This window comes from Microbacterium sp. NPDC077644 (assembly GCF_040702785.1).
Taxonomy (GTDB): Bacteria; Actinomycetota; Actinomycetes; order Actinomycetales; family Microbacteriaceae; genus Microbacterium.
Genome location: NZ_JBFBME010000001.1, coordinates 672,597 through 698,898 on the forward strand (window position 1 = coordinate 672,597; position 26,302 = coordinate 698,898).

A 26,302-nucleotide genomic window follows, 5' to 3' on the forward strand; every position below is an offset into this window, starting at 1 on the left:
GCACGCGTGTTCGAGTCCGTCCAGGCGCTGATCGACGAACACCGCCGGGTGCAGGAGGAGCTCTCCGACCCGGCGGTGCACGCCGACGCGGCCCGCGCGAAGCGCGTCAACCGGCGCTACGCGGAGCTCAGTCGTATCGTTGCGGCCTACGACGCGTGGGTGGCGGCATCCGACGACCTCGACGCGGCGCGCGAGCTCGCGAAAGAGGACGAGGCGTTCGCGGACGAGGTCCCGGCGCTGGAAGACGGCCTGGTGCAGACGCAGGAGCGTCTGCGCCGCCTGCTCATCCCGCGCGACCCCGACGATGCCCGCGACGTGATCATGGAGATCAAGGCGGGGGAGGGCGGCGCGGAGTCCGCGCTGTTCGCCGCCGACCTGCTGCGCATGTACACGCAGTACGCCGCGCACAAGGGCTGGAAGACGGAGCTCCTCGAGCGCAACGAATCCGATCTCGGCGGGTACAAGGACGTTCAGATCGCCATCAAGGGTGCGAGCTCCGACCCGGCCCAGGGCGTGTGGGCGCATCTGAAGTACGAGGGTGGAGTGCATCGCGTTCAGCGCGTGCCGGCGACCGAGTCGCAGGGCCGCATCCACACCTCCACGACCGGTGTGCTGGTGTTCCCCGAGGTCGACGAGCCCGAAGAGCTGCAGATCGACCAGAACGACCTGAAGATCGACGTGTACCGCTCGTCAGGGCCCGGCGGTCAGTCCGTCAACACGACCGACTCCGCGGTGCGCATCACGCACGTGCCGACGGGCATCGTCGTCTCGATGCAGAACGAGAAGTCCCAGCTGCAGAACCGCGAGGCCGCCATGCGCGTGCTGCGCGCGCGCCTGCTCGCCAAGCAGCAGGAGGAGCTGGATGCGGCGGCATCCGACGCGCGCAAATCGCAGATCCGCGGCATGGACCGTTCCGAGCGGATCCGCACCTACAACTTCCCCGAGAACCGGATCGCCGACCACCGGACCGGTTTCAAGGCGTACAACCTCGATCAGGTGATGGACGGTGCGCTCGATCCGATCATCGACAGCGCTATCACGGCCGACGAAGAGGCGCGCCTGGCCGCACTCGGCCAGGACTGACCGGCCCGCGACGCCGGCGCTAGGATCGGCCGCGTGATCACCTTCCTGTTCCGCGCCGTCCTCTACCTCGTCTCTGCGGGGCTGGGACTCATCGTCGCCGACCTTCTGCTCCCCGGGTTCCAGATCCAGTGGGACCGGTGGTGGGGGTTTGTGATCTGCATCCTGATCTTCGCCGTCCTGCAGAGCGTGCTGAGCCCCTTCATCTCCAAGCTCGCCGACCGTTACGCGCCCGTTCTCATGGGCGGGATCGGGATCGTGTCGACGCTCGTGGCGCTGATCGTGGTCGTCCTGCTTCCGATCGGCGGTCTGCGGATCACGGATGCCGCCGGTTGGATCCTCGGTGCGGTGATCGTCTGGATCGTCACGGCGCTCGGGTCCGTCCTGCTGCCGATGATCTTCATCAAGCGCAGGGTCGCGGAGCGCCGCTCCCGCTGAGTCAGATCGAGTAGTCCGAGGCCAGACGCAGGTCGCTGAAGTCATCGTGCCCGCGGCGTCTGCGGGCACGCGCCGGGACGCCGGTGAGGATGCTCTCCTCCGGCGCGTGCTTGGTCACCACGGCATTCGCGCCGACGACGGTGTTGCGTCCCACCGTGATCGGCCCGAGGATCTTCGCCCCCGCACCCACGACGACGCCGTTCGCGAGGGTCGGATGCCGCTTGCCCGTGTCGTCGCTCGTGCGGCCGCCCAGCGTCACCCCGTGATACAGCATCACGTCGTCGCCGATCTCTGCGGTCTCGCCGATCACGACGCCGGAGCCGTGGTCGATGAAGAAGCGCCGCCCGATCTTCGCTCCGGGGTGGATCTCGATGCCCGTCATCGCGCGGGCGAGCTGCGAGTTCGCCCGCGCGAGCAGACGCAGTCCTCGACGCCATAGGGCGTGCGAGGCGCGATGCGCCCAGATGGCGTGGAGGCCGGGGTAGAGCAGTGCGACTTCGAGGCCTGTGCGCGCGGCGGGGTCGCGCAGACGCGCAGCGGCGATGTCCTCGCGCACCCGCGAGATGGCGTTCATCGAGCGGCTCAGCTCTCGCGCAGATCCTCGAACAGCGCTGTCGAGATGTAGCGCTCACCGGTGTCGGGCATCACCACGACGATCGTCTTGCCCGCGTTCTCCGGTCGGGCGGCGACCTGGAGCGCCGCGGACAGCGCCGCGCCGGACGACATGCCGACCAGCAGCCCCTCCTTCGCCGCGAGCTCGCGCGCCAGGCGGAGCGACTCGTCGAACTCCACCGCGATGACCTCGTCGAGGACCTCGCGATCGAGGACTCCGGGGACGAAGTTCGGACCGATGCCCTGGATCTTGTGCGGGCCGGGGTGGCCCTCGGTGAGGACGGGGGAGTCCTTCGGCTCCACGGCGATGACCTTCACCTCGGGCTTGGCCGCCTTGAGCGCCTGACCCGTACCGGTCACGGTGCCGCCGGTGCCGACGCCCGCGACGAGGATGTCGACGCCGCCGTCGGTGTCGCGCAGGATCTCCTGGGCGGTGGTCTCGCGGTGGATCTGCGGGTTGGCAGCGTTTTCGAACTGCTTGATCCAGACCGCTCCGGGCGTCTCGGCGACGATCTTCTTGGTCTCCTCGATCGCCCCGCTCATGCCCTTCGTCGGGTCGGTGAGGACGATCTCCGCGCCGAATGCCTTCAGCAGCACGCGCCGCTCCTTCGACATGGATGCCGGCATCGTGAGGATGACCTTGTAGCCGCGCGCCGCGCCGACCATGGCCAGGGCGATGCCGGTGTTGCCGCTGGTGGACTCCACGATCGTGCCGCCGGGCTGGAGCGCTCCCGCGGCCTCGGCCGCGTTGATCATCGCGATCCCGATGCGGTCCTTGACGCTGGATGCGGGGTTGTAGAACTCGAGCTTGGCGAGAACGGTCGCGCCGACGCCCTCGGTCACGCGGTTCAGGCGCACCAGAGGGGTGTTGCCGAAGGCGGTCGTGATGTCGTTGTGGATGCCGGGCATGGCTGACCTTTCGTTCGCGGAACGGGTGCCCCCACAGCCTATGCGAGCGGATACAGGGACGGGCCAATGTGACGAGTGCGGCGGCGCGACGACGTACGCTGAAAGGATGCCGCAGACCACTCTCGCCGCCGCCGTCCGAGCCGCCGCCGAGCGTCTGTCCGCGGCCGGCGTCCCCGACCCGCTCGTCGACGCGGAGCTCCTCGCCGGCCACGTGCGCGGGCTCAGCCGCGGCGAGGTCCAGGCGGCGATCGTCCGCGGCGACGAGCTGGACGATGCGGATGCTTCGGCGCTCGACGCTCTCGTCGACCGCCGAGCAGCAAGGGAACCGCTGCAGCATCTGACCGGCGTCGCTCCGTTCCGCCATCTCGAGCTCGCGGTCGGGCCGGGTGTCTTCGTCCCGCGCCCCGAGACCGAGATCGTCGCGCAGCTCGCGATCGACGCCCTGGCGGCGGACGCCTCGGCCTCACCCGTCGCCGTCGACCTCTGCACGGGAAGCGGTGCGATCGCCCTCGCGATGGCGAGCGAGGTGCCGCACGCGCGGGTCTTCGCCGTCGAGCTGTCCCCGGACGCGCACGCGTGGGCGGCCCGCAACACCGCAGCTGCCGACAACCTCACCCTTGTGCTGGGAGACCTCGCCGACACCCTCGTCGAACTCGACGGCGCGGCATCCGTCGTCATCTCGAATCCGCCGTATGTTCCGGACGATGCGATCCCGCGCGACCCCGAGGTGCGGCTGCACGATCCGGCGCTCGCCCTCTACGGCGGCGCGGACGGACTCGACGTCGTCCGCGTGCTGAGCACGCGTGCGCTGCGGCTGCTGCGGCAGGGCGGGCTGCTGGTGATCGAGCACGGCGAGCTCCAGGGGGCGCAGATCCGCGAGCTGCTCGAACGCGACGGCTGGCGAGCCCCGACCACGCACCGCGACCTGACGCAGCGAGACAGGGCGACCACGGCGCTCCGGCCCTGAAGCCGGCACGCGGGACGGGCAGACCGAACCCGTAGACTGTGGGGGTCATGTCCTCACTCTTCGACTGCGGCGACGAGGCTCAGCTGCTCGCCGGAATGCGTCACGCGCGCCAGGCGATCGCGCGCGGCGAGCTCATCGTGATGCCCACAGACACCGTCTACGGAATCGCGGCCGATGCGTTCACGCCGGCCGCGGTGCAGCGCCTCCTCGATGCGAAGGGCCGCGGACGCGACCAGCCGCCGCCCGTTCTGGTGTCGGGGCAGTCCGCGCTGGCGGCCCTCGTCGAAGAGGTCCCCGAGCCCGTCCAGCGCCTCGTCGACGAGCTCTGGCCGGGAGGGCTCACCATCGTGCTGCCGGCGCAGCCGTCTCTGTCATGGGACCTCGGTGACACCCTGGGCACCGTGGCCGTTCGCATGCCGGATCAGCGCGTCGCCCTGGAGCTGCTCGCCGAGACGGGGCCGCTCGCGGTCTCGAGCGCCAACCTCACGGGCAAGAGCGCCGCGGTGTCGGCCGAGCAGGCCCGAGCCATGCTCGGCGACAGCGTCTCGGTCTACCTCGACGGCGGCACCAGCGAGACGGGCATCCCGTCCACGATCATCGACGCCACGACCCTCGTGCACCGTCGTGCAGACGACGCGGACGAGCCCCGGGTGCGCATCCTGCGCGAAGGCGCCGTCACCCGGCGCCGGCTCGAGAGCATCCTCGGCGACCTGCTCGAGCCGCGGCTGCGGCCTGCGGACGCGGCGGACGGCACGGCGTGAAGCAGTACGTCTTCACGATCATCCTCACCGCGACGATCACGTTCATCGCGACGTGGGCGGTCTGGCAGCTCAGCCTGCGCTTCAAGCTCTACCCGGGGATCCGCGAACGCGACGTCCACACCACGCCGACCCCGCGACTCGGGGGAGTGGCGATGTTCATCGGCATCGCCGCGGCCGTCGGCGTCTCCGCGGCGAATCCGTTCTTCGCCATCATGTGGGTGCCGCCGCAGACGATGTGGGCGATCCTCGGTGCGGCGCTCCTCATCGCGGTGATCGGGGTCATCGACGATCTGTGGGATCTGGACTGGATGATCAAGCTCGGCGCGCAGTTCCTCGCGGCCGGGATCATCACGGTCGTCGGCGGCCTGCAGATCCTCTCGCTGCCACTCGGGGAGATGGTCATCGTCTCGAGCTGGCTGAGCATCGCGGTGACGATGGTCGCGATCGTCGTCGTCATGAACGCCGTGAACTTCATCGACGGCCTCGACGGGCTGGTCGCCGGCGTCTGCCTCATCGCGAACGGCGTCTTCTTCGCCTACTCGTTCATCCTCACGCGCGACTCCGGCGCGTCGAGCTACTTCAACCTCGCCTCGTTCATCGCCGCGGTCCTCATCGGCGCATGCATCGGCTTCCTGCCCTTGAACTGGAGCCCGGCGAAGCTGTTCATGGGCGACTCGGGCGCACTCGTGATGGGGCTGCTCATGGCGACGTCGGCGATCGCGCTGACCGGCCAGATGTCCTCCGCCGCGATGGATCCGGAGGAGTTCGGCCGCTCGCAGCTGCTCGGCGCCTTCATCCCGATCCTGCTCCCGGTCGTGGTCGTCATGCTGCCGCTGCTGGACTTCGGTCTGGCCGTGTTCCGGCGCATGCGCGCGGGGAGATCGCCGTTCGCACCCGACCGCAAGCATCTGCATCACCGGATGCTCGACCTCGGCCACCGCGATCGCGATGCCGTGATCATCTTCTACGCCTGGACGGCCGTGATCTCGCTGGCCGTGCTGCTCATGTACGTCGGCTCCCGCGAGGACTGGCCGGGGCAGTATCTCCCCGGTGTCGCATTCGGCGTGGTCGGCGCCGCCGCCTGCCTGGTCGTGACCCTGCTTCCCAGCCACCGTGCGCCCGCCGCGCATGCGCCCGCCCCTGACGAAACCGCGCCGCCCGCCGCATCCTTGGAGACCCGATGAGCGACACCCCCGCACAGCCCACCGCCCCGGCCATCAACCCGGTCCTGCGGACCGTCCTGCTCTGGACGGGGATCGCCGCCGTCGTGCTCATCGTGCTGGGTGGAGGCATCGGATTCCTCGTCGCCGGCACGGACGGACTCTGGAGCGGGCTCGCAGGGGTGGGCCTCGCGGTTGTCTTCCTCGCGCTCACCCCGATCAGCGTCCTCATCGCGAACCGCTTCTACGGCCGCGAGATGTTCGCGACGGTGTTCTTCGGCATCGTGATGGGCGGCTGGCTGCTCAAGCTCGTCATCTTCATCGTTGCCATCGTCATCCTGCGCGGACAGAGCTGGGTCGTTCCCGGCGTCATCTTCGGATCGCTCGTCGCCGGCATCATCGTGAGCCTCGTCATCGACGCCGTCGCGTTCAGCCGACTGCGGGTGCCGCACGTATCGGACATCGAGCTGCCGACGCGTGACCCCGAGGCCCGCGAGGATTCGTGAGCCTGAAAAAATCTTGATAGTCTGAATCCGGGTTCGCTGAGCGACTTCCTGCGTCGTGCGAGAAATCCCGACTCAGCTCGAATCCCTCACCAAATCTTCGCGCCGATCCTGATCGGTGCCCAGAAGCTGGAGCAATGTTGACTCACGCCGGGAGCCTCCTCGTCCGATTCGCATCGGATGAATTCCATCCACCGTCCATCGCGGAGTTCTTCCCGGAGATCCTGTTCCAGATCGGTCCGCTCGCGGTCCACCGCATCCACCTGGTGCAGTTCCTGGCGACCATCGTCGTCGTCCTCATCCTGTGGCTCGGCACGCGCAAGCTGAAGCTCATCCCCGGTCGGGGACAGGCGCTGCTCGAGATGGGCTTCGACCTCGTCCGCGTGAACATCGCGCACGACATGATCGGCAAGAAGGACGGCGACCGGTTCCTGCCGCTGCTGACCACCATCTTCTTCATGGTGCTGTTCTTCAACATCACGGGTGTCATCCCGTTCCTGAACATCGCAGGAACCAGCATCATCGCAGTTCCGCTGCTGCTCGCGGTGATCTCCTACGTCACCTTCATCTACGCCGGTGTGCGCAAGAGCCCGTGGGGCTTCATCCGCAACTCGCTCTTCCCGCCCGGAGTCCCGCCGGCGCTGTACATCATCGTCGCTCCGCTCGAGTTCATCTCGACGTTCATCGTGCGTCCGGTCACGCTGACCCTTCGACTGCTGATGAACATGATGGTCGGCCACCTCATGCTGGTGCTGTTCTTCGCAGCGACCCAGTTCTTCATCTTCTCGATGGGCGGCTTCTGGACGGTGCTGGGCGCGGGCACGCTCGCCTTCGGCTTCGCCTTCACGGCCTTCGAGATCCTGGTGGCCTTCCTCCAGGCGTACGTCTTCACCATCCTCACCGCGGTCTACATCCAGCTCGCAGTCGCGGACGAACACTAAACACAGCTAGCGGGGAGCCCCGGCTCCCCAACAATGAAAGGAAGATCCAGTGGATCCCATCTCTGTTCTCGCCCAGATCAACGTCGACATCACCGGCTCGATCGCGAACGTCGGCTACGGCCTGGCAGCAATCGGCCCGGCCATCGGTGTGGGTATCGTCGTCGGCAAGACGATCGAGGGCATCGCTCGCCAGCCTGAGCTGTCCGGCAAGCTCCAGGGCACCATGTGGATCGGTATCGCCTTCACCGAGGCTCTCGCCTTCGTCGGCATCGGCGTCGCGTTCCTCTTCGGCTACTGATCCCTCCCACCACACGTAAGGAGACAGGATGCTGAACGCTCTTGTCACGCTCGCAGCCGAGGAGGCGGAGCACAACCCGCTTCTGCCGGCGATGTACGACATCGTCTGGTCCGCGGTCTGCTTCGTCATCATCCTGCTCGTGGCGTGGAAGGTAGCACTCCCGAACGTGGCGAAGATGCTCGATGAGCGCTCCGCCGCCATCGAGGGCAACATCGCCAAGGCCGATGAGGCGCAGAAGCAGGCCGAGGCCGCGCTCGAGGAGTACACCCGCCAGCTCGCCGAGGCGCGCACCGAGGCAGGTCAGATCCGCGAGTCGGCCCGTGAGGACGGCAAGAAGATCATCGCCGAGGCCAAGGAGACCGCCACCGTCGAGGCCGCACGCGTCACCGCGGCGGCGCAGACTCAGATCGAGGCCGAGCGTCAGTCGACGCTCGTGGCCCTGCGGTCCGAGGTCGGCACGCTGGCGATCGACCTCGCCGGCGGCGTCGTGGGGGAGACCCTCTCCGACGACGCTCGTGCCACCGCGGTCGTCGATCGCTTCCTCGCCGACCTCGAAGCGTCCGAGAAGGCGGCCAAGTAATGGGCAGCGCGACCACTCAGGCACTCGCGGCTTCGACGGCGGCTCTCGCTCAGGCGAAGGGCGTCACCCTCGACACGGCCGGTGAGCTGTTCACCGCGGCGCGCCTCGTGGGCGAATCCGGTCAGCTGAGCGGCGCGCTTGCCGACCCCGCTGCCCCGGAAGGTCTGCGCGAGAAGCTCGTCGCGTCGGTGTTCGCCGGCATGTCCGACACCACGCGGCAACTGCTCTCGACCGCCGCGGGACAGCGCTGGTCCGACGCAGACGGTCTCGTCGACGGCATCGAGGAGCTCGCCATCCGGGCCGCAGCGATCGCCGCGCCGAACGACGACATCGAGGGCGAGCTGTTCTCGTTCCTCCGTGTCATCGCCGGCAACGCCGAGCTCGAGCTCGCGCTGGGCGGACGCCTCGGAGACGACGAGGCGAAGGGCGCTCTCGTCGAGAAGCTGCTGGGCGGCAAGGCGAGCGCAGCCACCGTGCTCATCGTCTCGTCGCTGGTGCGGCAGCCCCGCGGCCGGCGCGTGCGCCAGATCCTGAACCGTGCGATGAAGATCGTGTCGGCGCAGGGCGGCCGCATCGTCGCCACCGTGCACACGGCAGCCCCGCTGTCGGCAGCGCAGCGCACCCGACTCGGTGACGCACTGGCTGCACGCTATGACGGTCAGGTCTCGATCAACGAAGTGATCGATCCCACTGTCGTGGGCGGACTGCGTGTGCAGGTCGCCGACGACGTCATCGACGGCAGCATCTCCGCGCGGCTCGCCGATCTTCGACAGAAGCTCGCGGGCTAATACGACTTCGCGCGGGGAACCGCGCACCCAGATACAAAGGGAAGACAATGGCAGAACTTTCGATCAGCCCCGACGTCATCCGTGACGCGCTGAAGGACTTCGCCGCTGCGTACGAGCCCTCGGGCGCGGCAGCGACCGAGGTCGGCACCGTCGTGGACGCTGCGGACGGCATCGCCCACATCGAGGGCCTGCCCGGTGTCATGGCGAACGAGCTCCTCACGTTCGCCAATGGAACGCAGGGCCTCGCACTAAACCTCGACGAGCACGAGATCGGCACCGTCGTCCTCGGCGACTTCTCCGGTATCGAAGCCGGTCAGGAAGTCCGCCGCACGGGCGAGGTCCTCTCGGTCGCCGTCGGCGACGGCTACCTCGGCCGCGTCGTCGACCCGCTCGGCAACCCGATCGACGGTCTCGGCGAGATCGCGTCGGAGGGCCGCCGCGAGCTCGAGCTACAGGCGCCCGGCGTCATGCAGCGCAAGAGCGTGCACGAGCCGATGCAGACCGGTATCAAGGCCATCGACGCCATGATCCCCGTCGGCCGCGGCCAGCGCCAGCTCATCATCGGCGACCGCCAGACCGGCAAGACGGCCATCGCGATCGACACGATCATCAACCAGAAGGCCAACTGGGAGTCGGGCGACGTCAGCAAGCAGGTCCGCTGCATCTACGTCGCCATCGGTCAGAAGGGCTCGACGATCGCCTCCGTGAAGGGCGCGCTCGAAGAGGCCGGCGCGATGGAGTACACGACCATCGTCGCGGCCCCCGCATCCGACCCGGCCGGCTTCAAGTACATCGCCCCCTACACGGGCTCCGCGATCGGCCAGCACTGGATGTACGGCGGCAAGCACGTCCTGATCATCTTCGACGACCTGTCGAAGCAGGCCGAGGCGTACCGCGCCGTCTCCCTCCTCCTGCGCCGCCCGCCGGGGCGCGAGGCCTACCCGGGCGACGTCTTCTACCTGCACTCGCGTCTGCTCGAGCGCTGCGCGAAGCTGTCCGACGAGCTCGGCGCCGGCTCCATGACGGGTCTTCCCATCATCGAGACCAAGGCGAACGACGTCTCGGCGTACATTCCGACCAACGTGATCTCGATCACCGACGGCCAGATCTTCCTGCAGTCCGACCTCTTCAACGCCAACCAGCGTCCCGCTGTCGACGTGGGAATCTCGGTGTCGCGAGTCGGCGGTGACGCTCAGGTCAAGAGCATCAAGAAGGTCTCCGGAACGTTGAAGCTCGAGCTCGCGCAGTACCGCTCGCTCGAGGCCTTCGCGATGTTCGCGAGCGACCTCGACGCGGCATCGCGTCGTCAGCTCGACCGCGGTGCTCGCCTGACCGAACTGCTCAAGCAGCCGCAGTACTCGCCGTACCCGGTCGAGGACCAGGTCGTCTCGATCTGGGCCGGCACCAACGGCAAGCTCGACACGATCGAGGTCGCAGACGTCCTGCGCTTCGAGCGCGAGCTGCTCGACCACCTGCGTCGCAACACCACGGTGCTCGACACGCTGCGCGAGACCAACGTCCTCGACGACGACACCGTCGCCGAACTGGAGAAGCAGGTCGACGCCTTCATCCTCGAGTTCCAGGGCGGCAAGGGCCAGTCCATCGGTGCCCCCGGCAGCGAGGAGCACGCCGCTCAGGACGTCGACGACGTGAACCAGGAGAAGATCGTCAAGGGTCGTCGCGCGTAATCGCGTGAGGTACTGAAACCATGGGCGCTCAACTCAGGGTCTACAAGCAGAAGATCTCTTCTGCTCAGACGACCAAGAAGATCACGAAGGCGATGGAACTCATCGCGGCTTCGCGCATCCAGAAGGCGATGGCGCGCGTGCGCGCGTCCTCGCCCTTCGCGCGGGCCGTGACGCAGGCCGTGTCCGCCGTCGCGACGTACTCGAACGTCGATCACCCGCTCACCCGTGAGCCCGAGACGATCCGCCGCTCCGCGGTCGTGATCTTCTCGTCGGACCGCGGTCTCGCCGGAGCCTTCAACTCACAGATCCTCCGTGAGGCGATGGAACTCGGCGAGCTCATCCGGTCGCAGGGCTCGGAGCCGGTGTACTACCTGGTCGGCCGCAAGGCCGTCGGGTACTTCCAGTTCCGCGGCATCCAGGCGGCGGCCGAGTGGACCGGCGACACCGACACCCCGCACTTCAAGACCGCGGAGGAGATCTCGGCCACGCTGCTCGAGGCGTTTGGCCGCGGCGGTGCGGACGGCGGCGTCGACGAGCTCCACCTCGTCTACAACCGGTTCGTCAGCATGATGACGCAGTCGCCCGAGACGGTGCGCCTGCTTCCGCTCGAGATCGTCGAGAACGAGGCATCCGCCGAGCACACCGGAGCGGTCTACCCGCTCTACGAGTTCGAGCCGGATGCCGAGACCGTCCTCGATGCGATCCTGCCGGTCTACATCCAGAGCCGGGTCTTCAACGCCCTGCTGCAGTCGTCGGCCGCCAAGCAGGCCGCGACGCAGAAGGCGATGAAGTCCGCCAGCGACAACGCCGACAAGCTCATCACCGACTACACCCGTCTGCGCAACAATGCGCGTCAGGCGGAGATCACGCAGCAGATCGCAGAGATCGTCGGCGGCGCCGACGCCCTCGCGTCGAGCAAATAGACCCTCAAGAAAGAGACGAAGATATGACCCCCACCGCCACAGCTGAGGCTGGGACCGCGGTCGTCGGGCGCGTCGCACGCGTCACGGGCCCGGTCGTCGACATCGAGTTCCCGCACGACTCGATCCCCGACATCTACAACGCCCTGAAGACGACGATCACGATCGGCGAGGAGTCCACCGAGATCACGCTCGAGGTCGCGCAGCACCTCGGCGACGATCTCATCCGCGCCATCGCCCTCAAGCCCACCGACGGCATCGTCCGCGGCCAGGAGGTGCGCGACACCGGTGAGGCGATCTCCGTCCCCGTCGGCGACGTCACCAAGGGCAAGGTCTTCAACGTGATCGGCGAGGTCCTCAACGCCGAGCCCGGCGAGCAGATCGAGATCACCGAGCGCTGGCCGATCCACCGCGCAGCACCCAACTTCGACCAGCTCGAGTCGAAGACCACGATGTTCGAGACCGGCATCAAGTCGATCGACCTCCTCACCCCGTACGTCCAGGGTGGAAAGATCGGTCTGTTCGGCGGCGCCGGCGTCGGCAAGACCGTCCTCATCCAGGAGATGATCCAGCGCGTGGCACAGGACCACGGCGGTGTCTCCGTGTTCGCCGGTGTCGGCGAGCGCACCCGTGAGGGCAACGACCTCATCGGCGAGATGGAGGAGGCGGGCGTCTTCGACAAGACCGCCCTCGTCTTCGGCCAGATGGACGAGCCCCCGGGGACGCGTCTGCGCGTCGCCCTGTCGGCTCTGACGATGGCGGAGTACTTCCGCGACGTGCAGAAGCAGGACGTGCTGCTGTTCATCGACAACATCTTCCGCTTCACGCAGGCCGGTTCCGAGGTCTCCACGCTGCTGGGCCGCATGCCCTCGGCCGTGGGCTACCAGCCGAACCTCGCCGACGAGATGGGCCTCCTCCAGGAGCGCATCACCTCGACCCGCGGTCACTCGATCACCTCGCTGCAGGCGATCTACGTCCCCGCCGACGACTACACCGACCCGGCTCCGGCCACGACCTTCGCGCACCTCGACGCGACGACCGAGCTCAGCCGTGAGATCGCGTCGAAGGGTCTGTACCCGGCCATCGACCCGCTGACCTCGACGTCGCGAATCATGGACCCCCGCTACTTGGGCGAGGACCACTACCGCGTGGCCACCACGGTCAAGCAGATCCTCCAGAAGAACAAGGAGCTGCAGGAGATCATCGCGATCCTCGGTGTCGACGAGCTCTCCGAAGAGGACAAGATCGTCGTGTCGCGTGCACGTCGTATCCAGCAGTTCCTCTCGCAGAACACCTACATGGCGAAGAAGTTCACCGGTGTCGAGGGTTCGACGGTTCCGCTGAAGGAGACGATCGAGTCGTTCGACGCGATCGCCAAGGGCGAGTTCGACCACGTGGCCGAGCAGGCCTTCTTCAACGTCGGTGCGATCTCCGACGTCGAGGAGAAGTGGGCGCAGATCCAGAAGGAGAACGGCTGATCATGGCATTGCAGGTCAGCCTCGTCTCCGCGGACGCGGAGGTCTGGACGGGGGAGGCGACGCTCGTCGTCGCCAAGACCGTCGAGGGCGAGATCGGCATCATGGCCGGCCACGAGCCGATCCTCGCGATCCTCGCCGAGGGCGAGGTGCGCATCACCCGCGCCGACGGCAGCAAGGTCCTCGCCAATGCGCAGGACGGATTCCTCTCCATGGAGGGCAACCAGCTGACGATCGTCGCCGGCAACGCGGCGCTCATCGCCTGAGATACTGCATTCTCGAATCGCATAGTCGCTGAAACGCAAGGTCCCTGAGCCTGTCGAAGGGCCCTTGCGTTTCAGCGTGTCCGGAACGACATGAAGATCCTTCTCCCTCCTTCTGAGACCAAGCGCCCGGGCGGGCGCCCGCGCCCGCTGCGCATCGAGGGCCTCGCCCTCCCCGCGCTCGCACCGCAGCGCGAGGCGATCGTCGATGCTCTCACGGCCCTGTCCGCTGACCCGGCCCACGCGCAGCACGTGCTGAAGCTCAGCGACCGTCAGATCGGCGACATCGAGCACAACCGGATGCTGCGCGACGCCGCGACCATGCCTGCGATCGATCGCTACACCGGGGTGCTCTACGACGCCCTGGACGCCGCGAGCCTCGGGGCAGCGTCCAGGCGGTGGCTGGGATCGCACGTCTGGGTGCACGCGGCGGCCTTCGGACCCGTCGGTGCGCTCGATGGCATCCCCGCGTACCGGCTGGCCGCCGGGACCTCCCTTCCCGGGGTTCCGCCGCTGCGCCGGCACTGGGCGGATGCCGTGACCGCTGCCATCGCGGATGAGGGTCCGTCGTTCGTGCTCGATCTGCGCAGCGAGGCGTACGTCGCGCTCGGCCCCGTGCCCGCTACGGTGCCCTCCGCGTATGTGCGCGTCGTCACCGACCAGGGGCGCGCGCTCAACCACTTCAACAAGAAGTCCAAGGGCGAGCTCGTCCGCGCGCTTGCCGAGGACCGCCCGCGCGTGCGCTCACTCGACGGTCTGCGCGCATGGGCATCCGGCCGCGGCATCGAGTTGCGGGATGCGGCCGAGCACGGAGTCGTGGAACTCGTCGTCGCATCCTGAGACGGGCAGCGTGTGTCTGTTGCTGTGCGCGCCGGTCACGCTAGTGTGTTTCACGCGATGCGCAGCGCATCGTTCACGACGGAGGGACTCATGAACTCTTACGATTACGACGGCGCACTCATCGCCGCAGCCTTCGGCCTGCTGGTGTTCTCGATCCTGATCATCGCAGTGGTCTACGTGCTCAGCTCGATCTTCTACATGAAGATCTTCGAGAAGGCCGGCGTGCAGGGCAAGTGGCGCGCATGGGTCCCGGTCTACAACACCATGGTCTTCAGCAAGCTCGGCGATCTGTCGCCGTGGCTGGTCCTCATCGCCTTCGGCGGTGCGATCGTGCTGTCCTGGATCCCCGTCCTCAACATCTTCGCGGGACTGCTCAGCTTCGCCGGCGGCATCGTGCTGATCCTCGCCGCCTACCGGGTCGGGCAGAAGCTGCAGAAGGAGGGCGCCTGGGTCGTCCTGTACATCTTCCTGTCGATCGTCTGGCTCGGCATCATGGCGTTCGACAAGTCGCGCTGGAACACCCAGATCGCGCCGGCTCCGTGGGCCGGCAACAGCTTCTTCGGCGACCGCACGGTGTGGGAGGGCGTCCCCGTCCAGCCGTCCGCGGCAGCCGCACCCGGCGCCGCACCCGGATACGGTGCTCCGCAGGGGTACCAGCAGCCCGGCGGCTACCCGCAGCAGGCTCCCGGACAGCAGCCGCCCGCACCGGGCTACCAGCAGCCGGGCTACCAGCCTCCTGCCGCTCCCGCCACGCCGCCGGCGGCGCCCGGCGCACCCACGCCGCCGCCTGCAGCGCCCAGTGCACCTCCGGCGGCGCCCACCACGCCTCCGACCACGCCGCCGCCTGCGGCACCTCCGGCTCCGCCCGCGGATCCGAACCAGCCGCCGGCCTGACCGGTTGACGAGGACCCTCGAGAAATCGGGGGTCCTTCGTCATGCGGAAGCCGCGGCTCCGATAACGTAGACATATGGCCAACGACGCCTCGATGAACCCGGAGGATCCTCTTGTCTGAGACGACCACGCATACGCACAGCGTCGCCGTCGCAGATGAAGACGAGATCACCCTCACCTGGGCGGGCGCGACCGACACCGGTCGGCGCCGTGACAACAACCAGGATGCGTTCCTCGCCGAGTTCCCGTTGTTCGTCGTCGCCGACGGCATGGGCGGCCACGCCGGTGGCGAGATCGCGAGTCAGAGCACGATCTCCCGGCTGCAGAGCGTGGTCGATTCCGGCTCGGTGACGACGGATGCGATCGAGGGCGCGCTCAAGAACGCCGTGGACGACATCGCAGCCCATCCCGACACGACCGACGAGGGCACCGGGACGACGCTCACCGGCGTGTTCTTCGACCTCGCCGATGGCGATCCGCGCTGGGTGTCGCTCAACATCGGGGACTCCCGCGTCTACCTGCTCCGCGACCAGCGCCTGGTCCAGGTCACGACGGATCACTCGGTGGTGCAGGAGCTCATCTCCTCGGGCCGGCTCAGCCCCGAAGAGGCGGAGGGGCACCCGTACAGCAACGTGATCACCCGCGCCGTCGGTGCGAGCGAGCTGACGCCGCCCGACTACCTCGGCATCGAGGTCCTCGACGGCGATCGGTTCGTCGTGTGCTCGGATGGGCTCACCAAGGAGCTCACCGACTACGGCATCCAGCACTTCCTGCGCGAGAACGAGGACCCGGGGGCGGCAGTCGATGCGATGCTCGCAGCCGCGCTCGAGAACGGCGGTCGCGACAACGTCACGCTCATCGTCGTGAAGATCGCGCGCACCGGGCACGACCCCGAGGCCGAGACGGCGACGTCGAAGATCGACACGATCGACTCGTCCTCCACATCGGACGAACCCGCAGAATAGTCCGGATCGCTGTGGACAACGGCATCCGGTGACTCCGGACCCCCTGCAATAGGGGGATGGATGTCGAACCCCTGACGCTTCCGGCCGCAACCGAGGAGCCCCGTCGCCAGCCGGTGCCGATCCTCGCCGCCGTGGTGCCGATCGCTGCGGGCATCGTCCTGTGGCTCGTCACGGGGTCGATCCTCTCGCTGTGCTTCGCGGCGCTCGGGCCGCTGATGATCTGCGCTTCGCTTCTCGACGGAATCAGGACGCGCCGCCGCGCCCGCGCCTCGGCCGCTGCGACGGAGCGGGAGGGATGGGCGAGGGCCGAGCAGGAGCTGCAGCGCAGGCATGCGCGCGAGCGCAGGGCGCTGCGGCAGATGAGCCCGGATGCGGCCGCAGCTGTTCTGGAACCGCCGCTGCGCGACCTGGCCCCGATCGACGAGACGACGCCGATCGTGATCGGATCCGGCGATCGGCGCAGCGCGCTGCGGGTGACCGGAGACGGGGAGCGGGCACGGGCGTTCCGCGAGCGCGCCGCAGTGCTCGCCGACGCGCCGATCGTCGTCCCGATGGGCCGAGGCGTGTGCCTGCGCGGCCCGATGCCGTCGACGGCGGCCGCGGCGCGTGCCCTGGTCGTGCAGCTGTGCCTGCAGCATGCGCCGTCTCAGCTCGCGATCTCCGGCGACGGTCTCGAGCCGCTGGGGCTCGCCGCGTTCCCGCATGCGCGTCCGCCGAGGAGAGGCGCGTGGCGGCTCGCGGTGGTCATCGGCGACGATCAGGCGCCGGATGCCGCCGCGCAGATCCGTCTGCGTCCCGCGGGCGGCGACGTCCCGGAGGGGATCACGACGGTCGTCGACTGCGCGGAGCCGTCGCGGGCGCGGTTGCGCACCGGCGAGGGGACGGAGGACATGGCCGTCGAATGCCTCTCGCGGCCTCAGGCGGAGGCGATCGCGCGGGGCAGTGCGGACCGCGAGGGCGATGCCGCCCAGCTTCCGGATTTCGTCGGGCTCGGCGATCTCGCCCATCGTCCGAGCGGGCCAGGTCTCGATGCGGTGATCGGGCAGTCCGAGGGCGGCGAGGTGAGCCTGGATCTCGTCGAGGATGGACCGCATGCGATCGTCACGGGGACGACGGGCTCCGGGAAGAGCGAACTGCTGGTCACGTGGATCACCGCGATCGCGCAGAGCCATGCGCCTGAGCACGTCGCGTTCGTCCTCGCCGACTTCAAGGGAGGGACCGCGTTCGACCCGTTGCGCGATCTGCCGCATGTCACCGCTGTCATGACGGATCTCGACGAGGACGGCGCTCGGCGCGGCGTGCAGAGCCTGACCGCAGAGCTGCGGCGCCGCGAGACGGTGCTCGCCGGACTCGGCGCGCGCAGCATCACCGAGTCCGAGGGGCGCATGGGCAGACTCGTGATCGTCGTCGACGAGTTCGCCGCCCTGCTGCAGGAGCACCCCGACCTCGCCGTGGTCTTCACCGACATCGCCGCACGCGGTCGTGCCCTGGGCATGCATCTCATCCTCGGCACGCAGCGTGCTTCGGGAGTGATCCGCGATGCGTTGGCTGCGAACTGCCCGCTGAGGGTGAGTCTGCGGGTGACGGATGCCGCCGACAGCAGGCTCGTCATCGGCTCGGACGATGCGGCAGAGCTCCCCGGGGGAGCCGCATCTCGCGGGCTCGCTCTGGTGCGCAGACCGCAGGATGCTGCGGCGACGGCCATGCGCGTCGCGCTCACCGGCGTGGCGGACCTGCGTGCGGCGGCGTCGCAGTGGGCGGGGTCCGTCGCCCCGGCCAGTCCTTGGCTGCCGCCGCTGCCGCATCGACTGGCTCTTGACGAGCTCGCCGCTCAGCACCGGGACCAGACAGATCGGGGGAGTGTCATCCTCGGACTCGGCGACGAGCCCGAGCGGCAGCGTCAGCAGCTGGTGACGCTGCAGCCCGGAGCGGATCGGGGCATCGCCGTCGTCGGCGGGAGCGGGTCCGGCCGGACGACCGCCTTGCGCGTGCTCTCGGCCCAGGTGGAAGGCGCCTTCTGGATTCCCGCCGACCTCGAACGCGCCTGGGACGCGGTGGACGAGCTGACCTCGGGGAGGCTCGTGCCGCGACTCGTCCTGTGCGACGACCTCGATCAGCTGATCGCCGCTCTTCCCGCAGACCACGCCATGGCCCTCGCCGCACGCCTCGAAGTACTCATCCGATCCGGTGCGGTGCGCGGTTCGACGTTCGTGGTGTCGGCCGGGCGCGTCTCCGGGCAGCTGTCGCGCCTCCTCGAGGCCCTTCCGCTGCGCATGGTGCTGCGGACGGGTACGAAGCTCGAGCACCTTGCCCTGGGCGGTGAGAACGACGGGTATCTGCGCGATCGCCGGCCGGGAAGGGCGCGGATCGGTGATATCGAGGTCCAGGTGGCGTGGACGGACGCAAAACCGTCGCAGGACGCGTCGGAACCGCCGACGTGGCGACCCGCAAAGCGGCCGGTCGGCGTCGTGGTCACCGGCGTACGCCGGGCGATCGAGGCTCTCCGCGCCGCCCACCCGGACCGGGAGATCGTCCCGGTCGGAGATCACGCACCGGACCCGACCGGAACGCGGATCCTCGTGGGCGACGCGGAGACCTGGCAGCGGCAGTGGTCGCTGTGGCAGCGGATCCGCACGGACGGCGAGATGCTCGTCCTCGCGGAGTGTTCGGCCGAGCTGCGCTCACTGGCCGGATGCCGCGAACTGCCGCCCTACGCCCTCACGCACCGCGGACGGGCGTGGAGCATCCAGGACGGCGGGGTTCCGGAGCGCGTCGTGATCCCCGACCTCGACCCGACTCGCGGCGGCAGACTCGCGTGAGCGTCACCGCGTCAGAGCACGGAGTCCAGGGGATGCGACGACAGACCGTGCGCCACGGCGACGCCCTCGTTCACCACGGCACCGGCGGCCACGTTCAGACCGGCGGCGAGCGCCGCATCCGCCCCGAGCGCGCTGCGCCATCCCTGCGCGGCGATTCTGCGCACGTAGGGCATCGTCGCGTTCGTGAGCGCCGAGGTCGACGTGTTCGGCACAGCACCCGGCATGTTCGCGACGCAGTAGAACACCGTGTCGTGCACCGCGAAGGTCGGGTCGGCATGCGTCGTCGGGTGCGTGTCCTCGAAGCATCCGCCCTGGTCGACCGCGATGTCGACGAGCACGCTGCCCGGACGCATCTGCGAGACCATCTCGTTCGTGACGAGCTTCGGGGCGCGGGCACCGGGGATCAGCACGGACCCGATGACGAGGTCGGAGTCGAGAACGGCGCGACGCAGATCGAGCGGATTGGACGCCGCGGTCTTCACCCGTCCGCCGAAGTGATCGTCGAGCATCCGCAGACGGGGGATGTTCGTGTCGAAGACCGTCACGTCCGCACCCATCCCGCTGGCGATGACGGCAGCGTTCGCACCCGCGACGCCGCCGCCGATCACTGTGACGGTCGCAGGCCTGGTACCAGGAACGCCCGACATCAGCAGACCGAGCCCGCCGTTCGAGCGCATCAGCGTGTTCGCGCCGACCAGGGGAGCCAGGCGTCCGGCGACCTCGCTCATCGGCGCGAGCAGAGGCAGCGTGCCGTTCGGCAGCTGAACCGTCTCGTAGGCGATCGCGGTGATGCCGCTGGCGATGAGGCGATCGGTCAGGGGCCGGTCGGCTGCGAGGTGGAGGTAGGTGAAGAGCGTCAGATCGTCGCGGAAGTACGCGTACTCGCTCTCGATCGGCTCCTTGACCTTGAGCAGCAGCTCGGCGCGGTCCCAGACCTCGGCGGCGTCGTCCAGCAGCGTGGCGCCGGCCTCGGCGTACTCCGCATCGGGCATGGAGGAGCCGATCCCGGCTCCTGACTGCACGAAGACCTCGTGGCCGGCGCTGACCAGGTCGTGCACTCCCGATGGGGTCAGCGCGACGCGGTACTCGTTGTTCTTGATCTCGGTGGGGACGCTGATCCTCATCGCGATCTCCTCTCCACCCCTCCTCGTCGAGGGGATCGTACGGCCCAGGGTCAGGGCATCAGATTCCGGCGCCGGGACGGATCATCCCGACGTCGCTCCCACCGCCGAGGACGGCGAGGGGAAGTGCGTGAACGAGCCCTGCGACATCCGCGGGCTCGAGGGCGCCGGCGCGCACGAGCAGCGTCGCCGCGACCACGGTCGACGCGCGGGCCGCGCCGTCGAGCATCTTGACCGCGACGGTCGCGCCGCCCGGGGCGACCATGACCATGACACCCTCGGCGCCGCCCTTGGCGAACACTCCGAGGCGCTCGATCGCGATCGTGTCAGGGCGACCAGGACCCTCGATCGTCCACGGATGCTCCTTGACCGCTCGCACGAGCGAGCCGGCGACGCGGTGCAGCGCGAACGGGGAGCGCTCGGATGCGGTGCCGATGCGGTGGATGCCTCGGGCGAGGCCAGTCAGCGTGATGGCGTGCACGGGCGCCCCGCATCCGTCGATCGCGGTGTGCGCGATCCGCTCTCCGGTGAGACGCTCGACCACCTCGCGGATGTGCGTCTGCAGCGGATGGGTGGGATCGAGGTACCCGTCGGTCGGCCAACCGGTCGCAACGCAGGCGCGCAGCATCGCGGCGTGCTTGCCCGAGCAGTTCATGCGGATCCGGCTGGGCGCTCCGTGCTCGCGGACGATCTCGTCGCGCGTCGCGGTGTCGCCGGGCCAGGACGGCGGGCACGCGAGATCGTCCTCGGTCAAGCCGCCGGCCGCGAGGATCTCGCGGATCGCGTCTGCGTGCCGGTCGGTGCCGTTGTGGCTCGCCGTGGCGAGCGCCAACTGCTCTCCCTCGAGTTCGGCGCCGGCCGTGACGCAGGCCACCGCCTGCATAGGCTTCAGGCTCGAGCGGGGGAGGAACAGCGCGTCGGGGTTCCCGATCCGTCGGAGGACCTCGCCGTCGGGCGACAGCACGATCGCGGCTCCGGCATGCCGGGATTCGACGAACCCGCTGCGTTCGACGACGGCGAGTTCAACGGCATCCGCAACGGTGAGAGTCTCCAGCACGCCACCAGCCTATCCGCCCTGTCCGCGCGCCGCCGCGTGCGGCATGCGAGACTGGCGCCATGACTCTCGGCGAACACCGTTACGCGCTCACGGCGACATGGGAGGGCAATCTCGGGACCGGCACCAGCGGGTACCGCGAGTACTCGCGGGACGTGACGCTCTCGGTCGAGGGCAAGCCCGACGTCCTGGCATCCGCAGACAAGCCGTTCCGCGGCGACCGCGCCCGCTGGAACCCGGAGGACCTGCTGCTGGCGGCCCTGTCGGAGTGCCACCTGCTGTCGTACCTGCACGCCTGCGTCACCGTCGGCGTCGTCGTCGTGTCGTATCGGGACGCCGCCACCGGCGTCATGACGGAGGACGGCCGCAGCGGCGGGGCGTTCACGGACGTGCTGCTGCGACCCGAGGTCGTCGTGGCGGAGCCGTCGATGATCGAGCGCGCCGAGCACGCGCATGCCGAGGCGCATCGCATGTGCTTCATCGCGAACTCGGTGAACTTTCCCGTGCGCCACGAGGCGACCGTCACCTCGCTCTGAGGGGTCGACCCGGCAGCGCGTCAGCGGCGCTCGTGGGGGAGCGCCTGCTTGATCTTCTCGATCGGGGTGTTCGCCGGCGGCTCGTTGTACACGCCGGCGAGCTCCTGCTCGCTGAGCGCGTGGATGCCTGCCATGATCTCGTCCGTCGCCAGACGCCGGGCCTTGCCGCTGCTGGCGGGGCCGTGCACCGACACGTCGATCGGGTCGCCGAAGCGCACGGTCACCCGCTGCTTGATCGACGGGAGCTTCGCGCCCTTGGGCATGACCTTGTCCGTTCCGATGAGGCCGACCGGGACGACCGGTGCCCCGGTCTGCAGGGCGAGGAAGGCGACACCGGTGCGTCCCTTGTACAGGCGCCCGTCGGTCGACCGGGTGCCCTCGGGGTACAGGGCGACGGCGAGGCCCTCGTCGAGCAGCTGTCGCTGCTGGTCCAGGGCGTCCAGCGCGGCCTGCCCGGCCCCGCGCCGGACCGGGATGGCGCCGATGGCTTGGAAGAAGTTCTTCTTGGCCGCTCCCGCGATGCCGTGCCCCTCGAAGTACGACGACTTGGCGAGGAAGTGGACCGGCCGGGGAGCCGCGACAGGGATCGCGACCGAGTCGATGAACGAGAGGTGGTTGCTGGCGAAGATGACGGGGCCGTCGGCGGGAACCTTCTCGCGGCCCTCGACGCGCGGGCGATAGATCAGGCGTGCGAGCGGGCCGATCACGGCGCGGCCGAGCGCGTAGGTGAAGCCTGCTCTGCGCGGTGCTGCGGCGTCGTCCGTCGCGTCTGCGGCGGGTGCCTCGGGTGTCGACTCGGGAATGCCGGACTGCGCAGAGGTCATCAGATCAGGCTACTCGGCGATGCATGCCGGTACGGGAATGCCGACGCGGTGCGTCCCGTACAGCGGGAGCAAAGGCGTGTGGGGCAAGATGGTCTGGTTCCCTTTCTCGATCCGAGGTATCACTGTGCGCACTCGCCCGCTCATCGCCCTGTCCACCATGGCCGCCGCAGCCGTCCTGCTCGTCGGGTGCACGGGAGTCGAGGGCTCGACGGGCGATGACGCCGAATCGACGTCTGGCGACCTCTGCTCGGCGACCATCGCGTCCGGGCCCGCCGCGGAGAGCGTCACCGTCGACGGCGACTTCGGGACGGCGTCGACGGCGTCGTTCGAGCTCGAGCAGCAGGTCGACGAGGCGCAGCGGACGGTGCTCACGGAGGGCGACGGCGAAGAGATCGCCGACGGCGACTACGTGCAGTACGCGCTGAGTGCCTTCGACGGCGACTCGGGTGAACGGCTCGGCGACGCCGGATACACCGAGGGGGAGCTTCTTCCCGTCGAGCTGACCGCCGACGTCCCGATGGGACAGCTGATCGGTTGCGCGACCGTCGGCTCGCGACTGTCGATCGTCTTCCCGACGACGGATGACGCGGCGGCGCAGTACTACGTCCTCGACGTCCTCGATGTGGTCCCCACTGCGGCGTGGGGCGAGCCGCAGGAGCCCACCGCGGGCATGCCCGCCGTCACGCTCGACGACGACGGTGCTCCGTCCGTCGAGATCCCCGACGCGGATGCTCCGACCGAGGTGCAGATCTCGGTGCTCAAGGAGGGCGACGGCATCGAGGTCGGCGAGGGCGACACCACCCTCCTGCAGTACCACGGCGTCAGCTGGAACTCGGGTGAGGTGTTCGACTCGTCCTGGGAGAACGGCGCACCGATCAGCAGCGAGGGCAACGGCTACGTCCCCGGGTTCGTTCAGGCCCTGGAGGGTCAGAAGGTCGGCTCGCAGGTGCTCGTCGTGATCCCGCCGGCCGAGGCCTACGGAGAGGGCGAGATCAACGACGACGACCTGACCGGTCAGACGCTCGTGTTCGTGATCGACATCCTCGCCACGATGCACCCCGCCGCCTCGTGAGCCGCGCCGTACGGCATAGGCTGGCGGCATGCGTCGCATCCTCGTCCTCGGTTCAACCGGCTCCATAGGCACTCAGGCGCTGGATGTGATCCGCGCCAATCCGCGCCGTTTCGAGCTCGTGGGCATCTCTGCGGGCAGCAACGCCGAGATGCTCGCGCAACAGGCCGAGCAGTTCCAGGTCGAGCACACGGCGCTGGGAGCTGCGGAATCCGAGCAGCTCGTGCGCGACGTCGAGGCCGACGTGGTGCTCAACGCCATCACCGGGTCCATCGGCCTGGGCTCCACGCTCGCGGCGCTGAAGGAGGGCCGCACGCTCGCCCTCGCCAACAAGGAGTCCCTCATCGTCGGCGGCGAGCTGGTCACGTCGGCGGCCGCCGAAGGGCAGATCGTCCCCGTCGACTCCGAGCACTCCGCTCTCGCGCAGGCACTCCGATCGGGGACGCACGATGAGATCCGCCGCCTCGTCGTGACGGCATCCGGCGGGCCGTTCCGTGGGCGCACGCGCGACCAGCTCACCGGCGTCACTCCCGCCGAGGCGCTCGCGCACCCGACGTGGGACATGGGGCGGGTGGTGACCACCAACTCCGCGACGCTCGTGAACAAGGGGCTCGAGGTGATCGAGGCGCACCTGCTGTTCGACGTCGATTACGACGACATCCAGGTCATCGTGCATCCGCAGTCGATCGTGCACTCCATGGTCGAGTTCATCGACGGGTCGACCATCGCCCAGGCCTCACCGCCCGACATGCGCCTGCCGATCTCGCTCGCGCTGGACTGGCCGCACCGCATCGGGGGAGTCGGAAAGCCGCTCGACTGGACGCAGGCGACCAGCTGGGATTTCGAGCCGCTCGACGACGAGGCCTTTCCCTCGGTCGCGCTCGCGAAGAGCGTCGGGCGCGCCGGAGGGACGTTCCCCGCGGTGTTCAACGCCGCGAACGAGCAGGCCGTGGACGCCTTCCACGAGGGGCGGCTGTCGTTCCTCGGCATCGTCGACACGATCGCGCGCGTCGTCGATGCGCACGAGGCGCCCGACGCGCTGACGGTCGAGTCGCTGGCGGATGCCGAGGCGTGGGCCCGCGCGACGGCCGATCGCCTCATCGCCGCGCAGTAGCACCAGGCCGAGTCGCGCAGTAGCTCCAGGCCGAGCCGCTCAGTCCTCGTACGGCACGGGCCAGTGCGGCTCCGGCACGGGCCATCCGGCATCCCGCACAGCGCGGCGCGCCAGTTCGCGCGCCGAATAGGGCGTGCGGACGCCGCGGATGTCGCGGTAGTCCTGGTGGCCGGGGCCGGCCCAGAGGATCGCGTCGCCGTCCGTGACCATGCCGACAGCAGCGGTGATCGCCGCTTCCGGCGGTGAGAACTCGTGGATCTCGGCATCCGACTGCGCGGAACGGGCGCCCTCGAGGAGCGTGGCGCGGATCGACGTCGGATCCTCGAACCGGGGGTGGTGGTCGGTGATGACCAGGATGTCGCTGCCCTCGACGGCCGTGCGCCCCATGTCGCGGCGCTTGGTGGCGTCGCGGTCGCCGTCGGCGCCGAAGAGCATCAGGACCTTGCCCGGCGTCACGCGGCGGACTGCGGCGAGCGTCTTGACGAACGCATCCGGCGTGTGCCCGAAGTCGACGTACACCGCGGGGCCGCGCTCGCCCGAGACGAGCTCGGTGCGACCCGGCAGATACGCTTCGATGCGTCCGTCACGGGCGAGAGCCTCGACGATGCGCTCCCAGGCGTAGCCGCCCTCGAGCAGCATGACGATCGCGAGTGCGGCGTTGGCCGCCATGTGCGGGCCGATCACCGGGACGACCGTGGTCAGGGTGCGGCCCTCGGGTCCGGTCATGGTGAAGCGCGTGCCGCGCTGGCGCTCCTCGTCGATCGTGACGACCCAGTCGGCCCGTGCAGCGGCCTCGGCGTCGGCGGCGATCGCCGGCGTGCCGACCGTGACGACGGGAACCTCGCATGCGGCGACGACGTCGGCTCCGAAGGCGGAGTCCAGCGAGATCACGGCGCGACGCGACCGGTCGGGGCGGAACAACGGCAGTTTCGCCTCGAAGTATTCCGTCATGTCGGCGTAGTCGTCGAGGTGGTCGTGCGAGAGATTCGTGAAACCGGCGACGTCGAACACGATCCCGTCGACGCGCCTGCGCGAGAGCGCCTGCGCGCTGACCTCGACCGCGACGGCCTCGACGTTCCGCTCGCGCATGAGAGCGAGCAGGGCGTGGGTCTCGGAGGCCTCCGGCGTGGTGAGCCTGGAGATGATGACCTCGCCGGCGATGTGGCGCTCCGCGGTGGAGGACAGACCCGTCACGACGCCCAGCTGGCCGAGGATGCCCTCGAGCAGGTGGGTGACGCTGGTCTTGCCGTTCGTGCCCGTGGTGCCGAACAGCAGCGGCAGCCGGTCGTCGGCTCCCGTGCCGTACACCCAGGCGCTCAGGGCTCCGAGGATGCCGCGCGGGTCGTCGACGACGACGATCGGAAGCCCGGCATCCGCGGCGATCTCGGCGCCATCGGCGTCGGTGACGATCGCGACCGCGCCCTTCTCGGCGGCCGTGGCCGCGAAGACCGCACCGTGCTGGTTGACGCCGCGGATCGCGACGAACACCTCGCCGGTGCGCAGGTCCGCGGTCGCGAGGGTGATGCCGGTCAGAGAGACGCCGTCGATCTCACCGCGGGTGGCGGTTCCGAATCGAGCGGCGAGGTCCGCCAGGGCCCGCTGTGGCGGGGCTTCCGGGCGGAGCACGGGAGGGAGGCTGGGCTGAGTAGACATAGCCTTCACATGATCTCACGCGCGCTCCGGGG

General features: G+C 69.1%; 27 protein-coding genes. 21 read left to right on the plus strand and 6 right to left on the minus strand.

The genetic code is table 11. The annotated features are described in order from the left end of the window. Positions 1-6 precede the first annotated feature (6 nt). Both prfA and AB0269_RS03200 read left to right on the plus strand, forming a co-directional pair. Positions 7-1,083 carry a peptide chain release factor 1 gene (gene prfA, locus AB0269_RS03195; RefSeq protein WP_366209758.1) on the plus strand — a complete coding sequence of 359 codons (1,077 nt, stop codon included), beginning with the start codon at positions 7-9 and terminating at the stop codon, positions 1,081-1,083. Between the two features lie 33 nt (positions 1,084-1,116). Further along, on the plus strand, positions 1,117-1,518 hold the full coding sequence (locus AB0269_RS03200; protein ID WP_366209760.1) for a hypothetical protein: 402 nt from the start codon (positions 1,117-1,119) through the stop codon (positions 1,516-1,518). 1 nt (position 1,519) lies between these two features. On the opposite strand, the gene epsC is transcribed toward AB0269_RS03200, so the two are convergent. Together epsC and cysK are read right to left on the minus strand one after the other, a co-directional pair. Beyond that, positions 1,520-2,092, minus strand: a complete 573-nt coding sequence (gene epsC / locus AB0269_RS03205; RefSeq protein WP_366209762.1) for a serine O-acetyltransferase EpsC — start codon at positions 2,090-2,092, stop codon at positions 1,520-1,522. 8 nt (positions 2,093-2,100) lie between these two features. Continuing rightward, a complete protein-coding gene (gene cysK / locus AB0269_RS03210; protein WP_366209764.1) occupies positions 2,101-3,039 on the minus strand; it encodes a cysteine synthase A in 939 nt (312 codons plus the stop codon). A gap of 106 nt (positions 3,040-3,145) precedes the next feature. On the opposite strand from cysK, the gene prmC reads away from it, so the two are divergent. From prmC to AB0269_RS03290, 16 genes are all read left to right on the plus strand, one after another. Beyond that, positions 3,146-4,006, plus strand: a complete 861-nt coding sequence (gene prmC, locus AB0269_RS03215) for a peptide chain release factor N(5)-glutamine methyltransferase (RefSeq protein WP_366209766.1) — start codon at positions 3,146-3,148, stop codon at positions 4,004-4,006. A 47-nt stretch (positions 4,007-4,053) separates the two neighbouring features. After that, entirely contained in the window at positions 4,054-4,767 is a 714-nt protein-coding gene (locus AB0269_RS03220; protein WP_366209768.1) for an L-threonylcarbamoyladenylate synthase, read from the plus strand. Beyond that, complete coding sequence (locus tag AB0269_RS03225; RefSeq protein WP_366209770.1) at positions 4,764-5,951, plus strand: MraY family glycosyltransferase; 1,188 nt, start codon at positions 4,764-4,766, stop codon at positions 5,949-5,951. The genes AB0269_RS03220 and AB0269_RS03225 overlap by 4 nt, the downstream gene beginning before the upstream one ends. Continuing rightward, on the plus strand, positions 5,948-6,433 hold the full coding sequence (locus AB0269_RS03230) for a hypothetical protein (RefSeq protein ID WP_366209772.1): 486 nt from the start codon (positions 5,948-5,950) through the stop codon (positions 6,431-6,433). Before AB0269_RS03225 ends, AB0269_RS03230 begins: the two co-directional genes overlap by 4 nt. Before the next feature lie 134 nt (positions 6,434-6,567). Beyond that, entirely contained in the window at positions 6,568-7,371 is an 804-nt protein-coding gene (gene atpB, locus AB0269_RS03235; protein WP_366209774.1) for a F0F1 ATP synthase subunit A, read from the plus strand. A 49-nt stretch (positions 7,372-7,420) separates the two neighbouring features. Continuing rightward, on the plus strand, positions 7,421-7,669 hold the full coding sequence (atpE, locus tag AB0269_RS03240) for a F0F1 ATP synthase subunit C (RefSeq protein WP_147037730.1): 249 nt from the start codon (positions 7,421-7,423) through the stop codon (positions 7,667-7,669). 28 nt (positions 7,670-7,697) lie between these two features. Beyond that, entirely contained in the window at positions 7,698-8,249 is a 552-nt protein-coding gene (locus tag AB0269_RS03245; RefSeq protein WP_366209776.1) for a F0F1 ATP synthase subunit B, read from the plus strand. After that, positions 8,249-9,037, plus strand: coding sequence for a F0F1 ATP synthase subunit delta (locus tag AB0269_RS03250; RefSeq protein WP_366209778.1), 789 nt, complete (start codon positions 8,249-8,251; stop codon positions 9,035-9,037). The genes AB0269_RS03245 and AB0269_RS03250 overlap by 1 nt, the downstream gene beginning before the upstream one ends. Before the next feature lie 47 nt (positions 9,038-9,084). Further along, positions 9,085-10,725, plus strand: a complete 1,641-nt coding sequence (atpA, locus tag AB0269_RS03255; RefSeq protein WP_366209780.1) for a F0F1 ATP synthase subunit alpha — start codon at positions 9,085-9,087, stop codon at positions 10,723-10,725. Positions 10,726-10,745: 20 nt separating this feature from the next. After that, positions 10,746-11,648: a F0F1 ATP synthase subunit gamma gene (locus AB0269_RS03260; protein ID WP_366209782.1), complete on the plus strand. Its 903-nt coding sequence runs from the start codon at positions 10,746-10,748 to the stop codon at positions 11,646-11,648. A 23-nt stretch (positions 11,649-11,671) separates the two neighbouring features. Beyond that, complete coding sequence (gene atpD / locus AB0269_RS03265) at positions 11,672-13,123, plus strand: F0F1 ATP synthase subunit beta (protein WP_366209784.1); 1,452 nt, start codon at positions 11,672-11,674, stop codon at positions 13,121-13,123. Between the two features lie 2 nt (positions 13,124-13,125). Continuing rightward, a complete protein-coding gene (locus AB0269_RS03270; RefSeq protein ID WP_366209786.1) occupies positions 13,126-13,386 on the plus strand; it encodes a F0F1 ATP synthase subunit epsilon in 261 nt (86 codons plus the stop codon). 90 nt (positions 13,387-13,476) lie between these two features. Further along, positions 13,477-14,223, plus strand: coding sequence for a peroxide stress protein YaaA (gene yaaA / locus AB0269_RS03275; RefSeq protein WP_366209788.1), 747 nt, complete (start codon positions 13,477-13,479; stop codon positions 14,221-14,223). 90 nt (positions 14,224-14,313) lie between these two features. Then, entirely contained in the window at positions 14,314-15,117 is an 804-nt protein-coding gene (locus AB0269_RS03280) for a DUF5684 domain-containing protein (protein WP_366209790.1), read from the plus strand. 111 nt (positions 15,118-15,228) lie between these two features. Further along, positions 15,229-16,080: a protein phosphatase 2C domain-containing protein gene (locus AB0269_RS03285; protein WP_366209792.1), complete on the plus strand. Its 852-nt coding sequence runs from the start codon at positions 15,229-15,231 to the stop codon at positions 16,078-16,080. 56 nt (positions 16,081-16,136) lie between these two features. Beyond that, positions 16,137-18,899, plus strand: coding sequence for an FtsK/SpoIIIE domain-containing protein (locus tag AB0269_RS03290; protein ID WP_366209794.1), 2,763 nt, complete (start codon positions 16,137-16,139; stop codon positions 18,897-18,899). A gap of 11 nt (positions 18,900-18,910) precedes the next feature. On the opposite strand, the gene ald is transcribed toward AB0269_RS03290, so the two are convergent. Next, positions 18,911-20,023 carry an alanine dehydrogenase gene (gene ald / locus AB0269_RS03295; RefSeq protein ID WP_366209796.1) on the minus strand — a complete coding sequence of 371 codons (1,113 nt, stop codon included), beginning with the start codon at positions 20,021-20,023 and terminating at the stop codon, positions 18,911-18,913. A 58-nt stretch (positions 20,024-20,081) separates the two neighbouring features. Beyond that, positions 20,082-21,077: an asparaginase gene (locus AB0269_RS03300; RefSeq protein ID WP_366209798.1), complete on the minus strand. Its 996-nt coding sequence runs from the start codon at positions 21,075-21,077 to the stop codon at positions 20,082-20,084. Between the two features lie 59 nt (positions 21,078-21,136). On the opposite strand from AB0269_RS03300, the gene AB0269_RS03305 reads away from it, so the two are divergent. After that, on the plus strand, positions 21,137-21,610 hold the full coding sequence (locus tag AB0269_RS03305) for an OsmC family protein (protein WP_366209800.1): 474 nt from the start codon (positions 21,137-21,139) through the stop codon (positions 21,608-21,610). Positions 21,611-21,630: 20 nt separating this feature from the next. Here the strand turns inward: AB0269_RS03305 and AB0269_RS03310 are convergent, their stop codons facing one another. Beyond that, on the minus strand, positions 21,631-22,434 hold the full coding sequence (locus AB0269_RS03310) for a lysophospholipid acyltransferase family protein (RefSeq protein WP_366209802.1): 804 nt from the start codon (positions 22,432-22,434) through the stop codon (positions 21,631-21,633). 124 nt (positions 22,435-22,558) lie between these two features. On the opposite strand from AB0269_RS03310, the gene AB0269_RS03315 reads away from it, so the two are divergent. Both AB0269_RS03315 and dxr read left to right on the plus strand, forming a co-directional pair. Next, positions 22,559-23,506 carry an FKBP-type peptidyl-prolyl cis-trans isomerase gene (locus AB0269_RS03315; protein ID WP_366209804.1) on the plus strand — a complete coding sequence of 316 codons (948 nt, stop codon included), beginning with the start codon at positions 22,559-22,561 and terminating at the stop codon, positions 23,504-23,506. A 28-nt stretch (positions 23,507-23,534) separates the two neighbouring features. Beyond that, positions 23,535-24,617 carry a 1-deoxy-D-xylulose-5-phosphate reductoisomerase gene (gene dxr / locus AB0269_RS03320; protein WP_366209806.1) on the plus strand — a complete coding sequence of 361 codons (1,083 nt, stop codon included), beginning with the start codon at positions 23,535-23,537 and terminating at the stop codon, positions 24,615-24,617. A 39-nt stretch (positions 24,618-24,656) separates the two neighbouring features. On the opposite strand, the gene AB0269_RS03325 is transcribed toward dxr, so the two are convergent. After that, on the minus strand, positions 24,657-26,270 hold the full coding sequence (locus tag AB0269_RS03325) for a UDP-N-acetylmuramoyl-L-alanyl-D-glutamate--2,6-diaminopimelate ligase (protein WP_366209807.1): 1,614 nt from the start codon (positions 26,268-26,270) through the stop codon (positions 24,657-24,659). Positions 26,271-26,302: the final 32 nt, after the last annotated feature.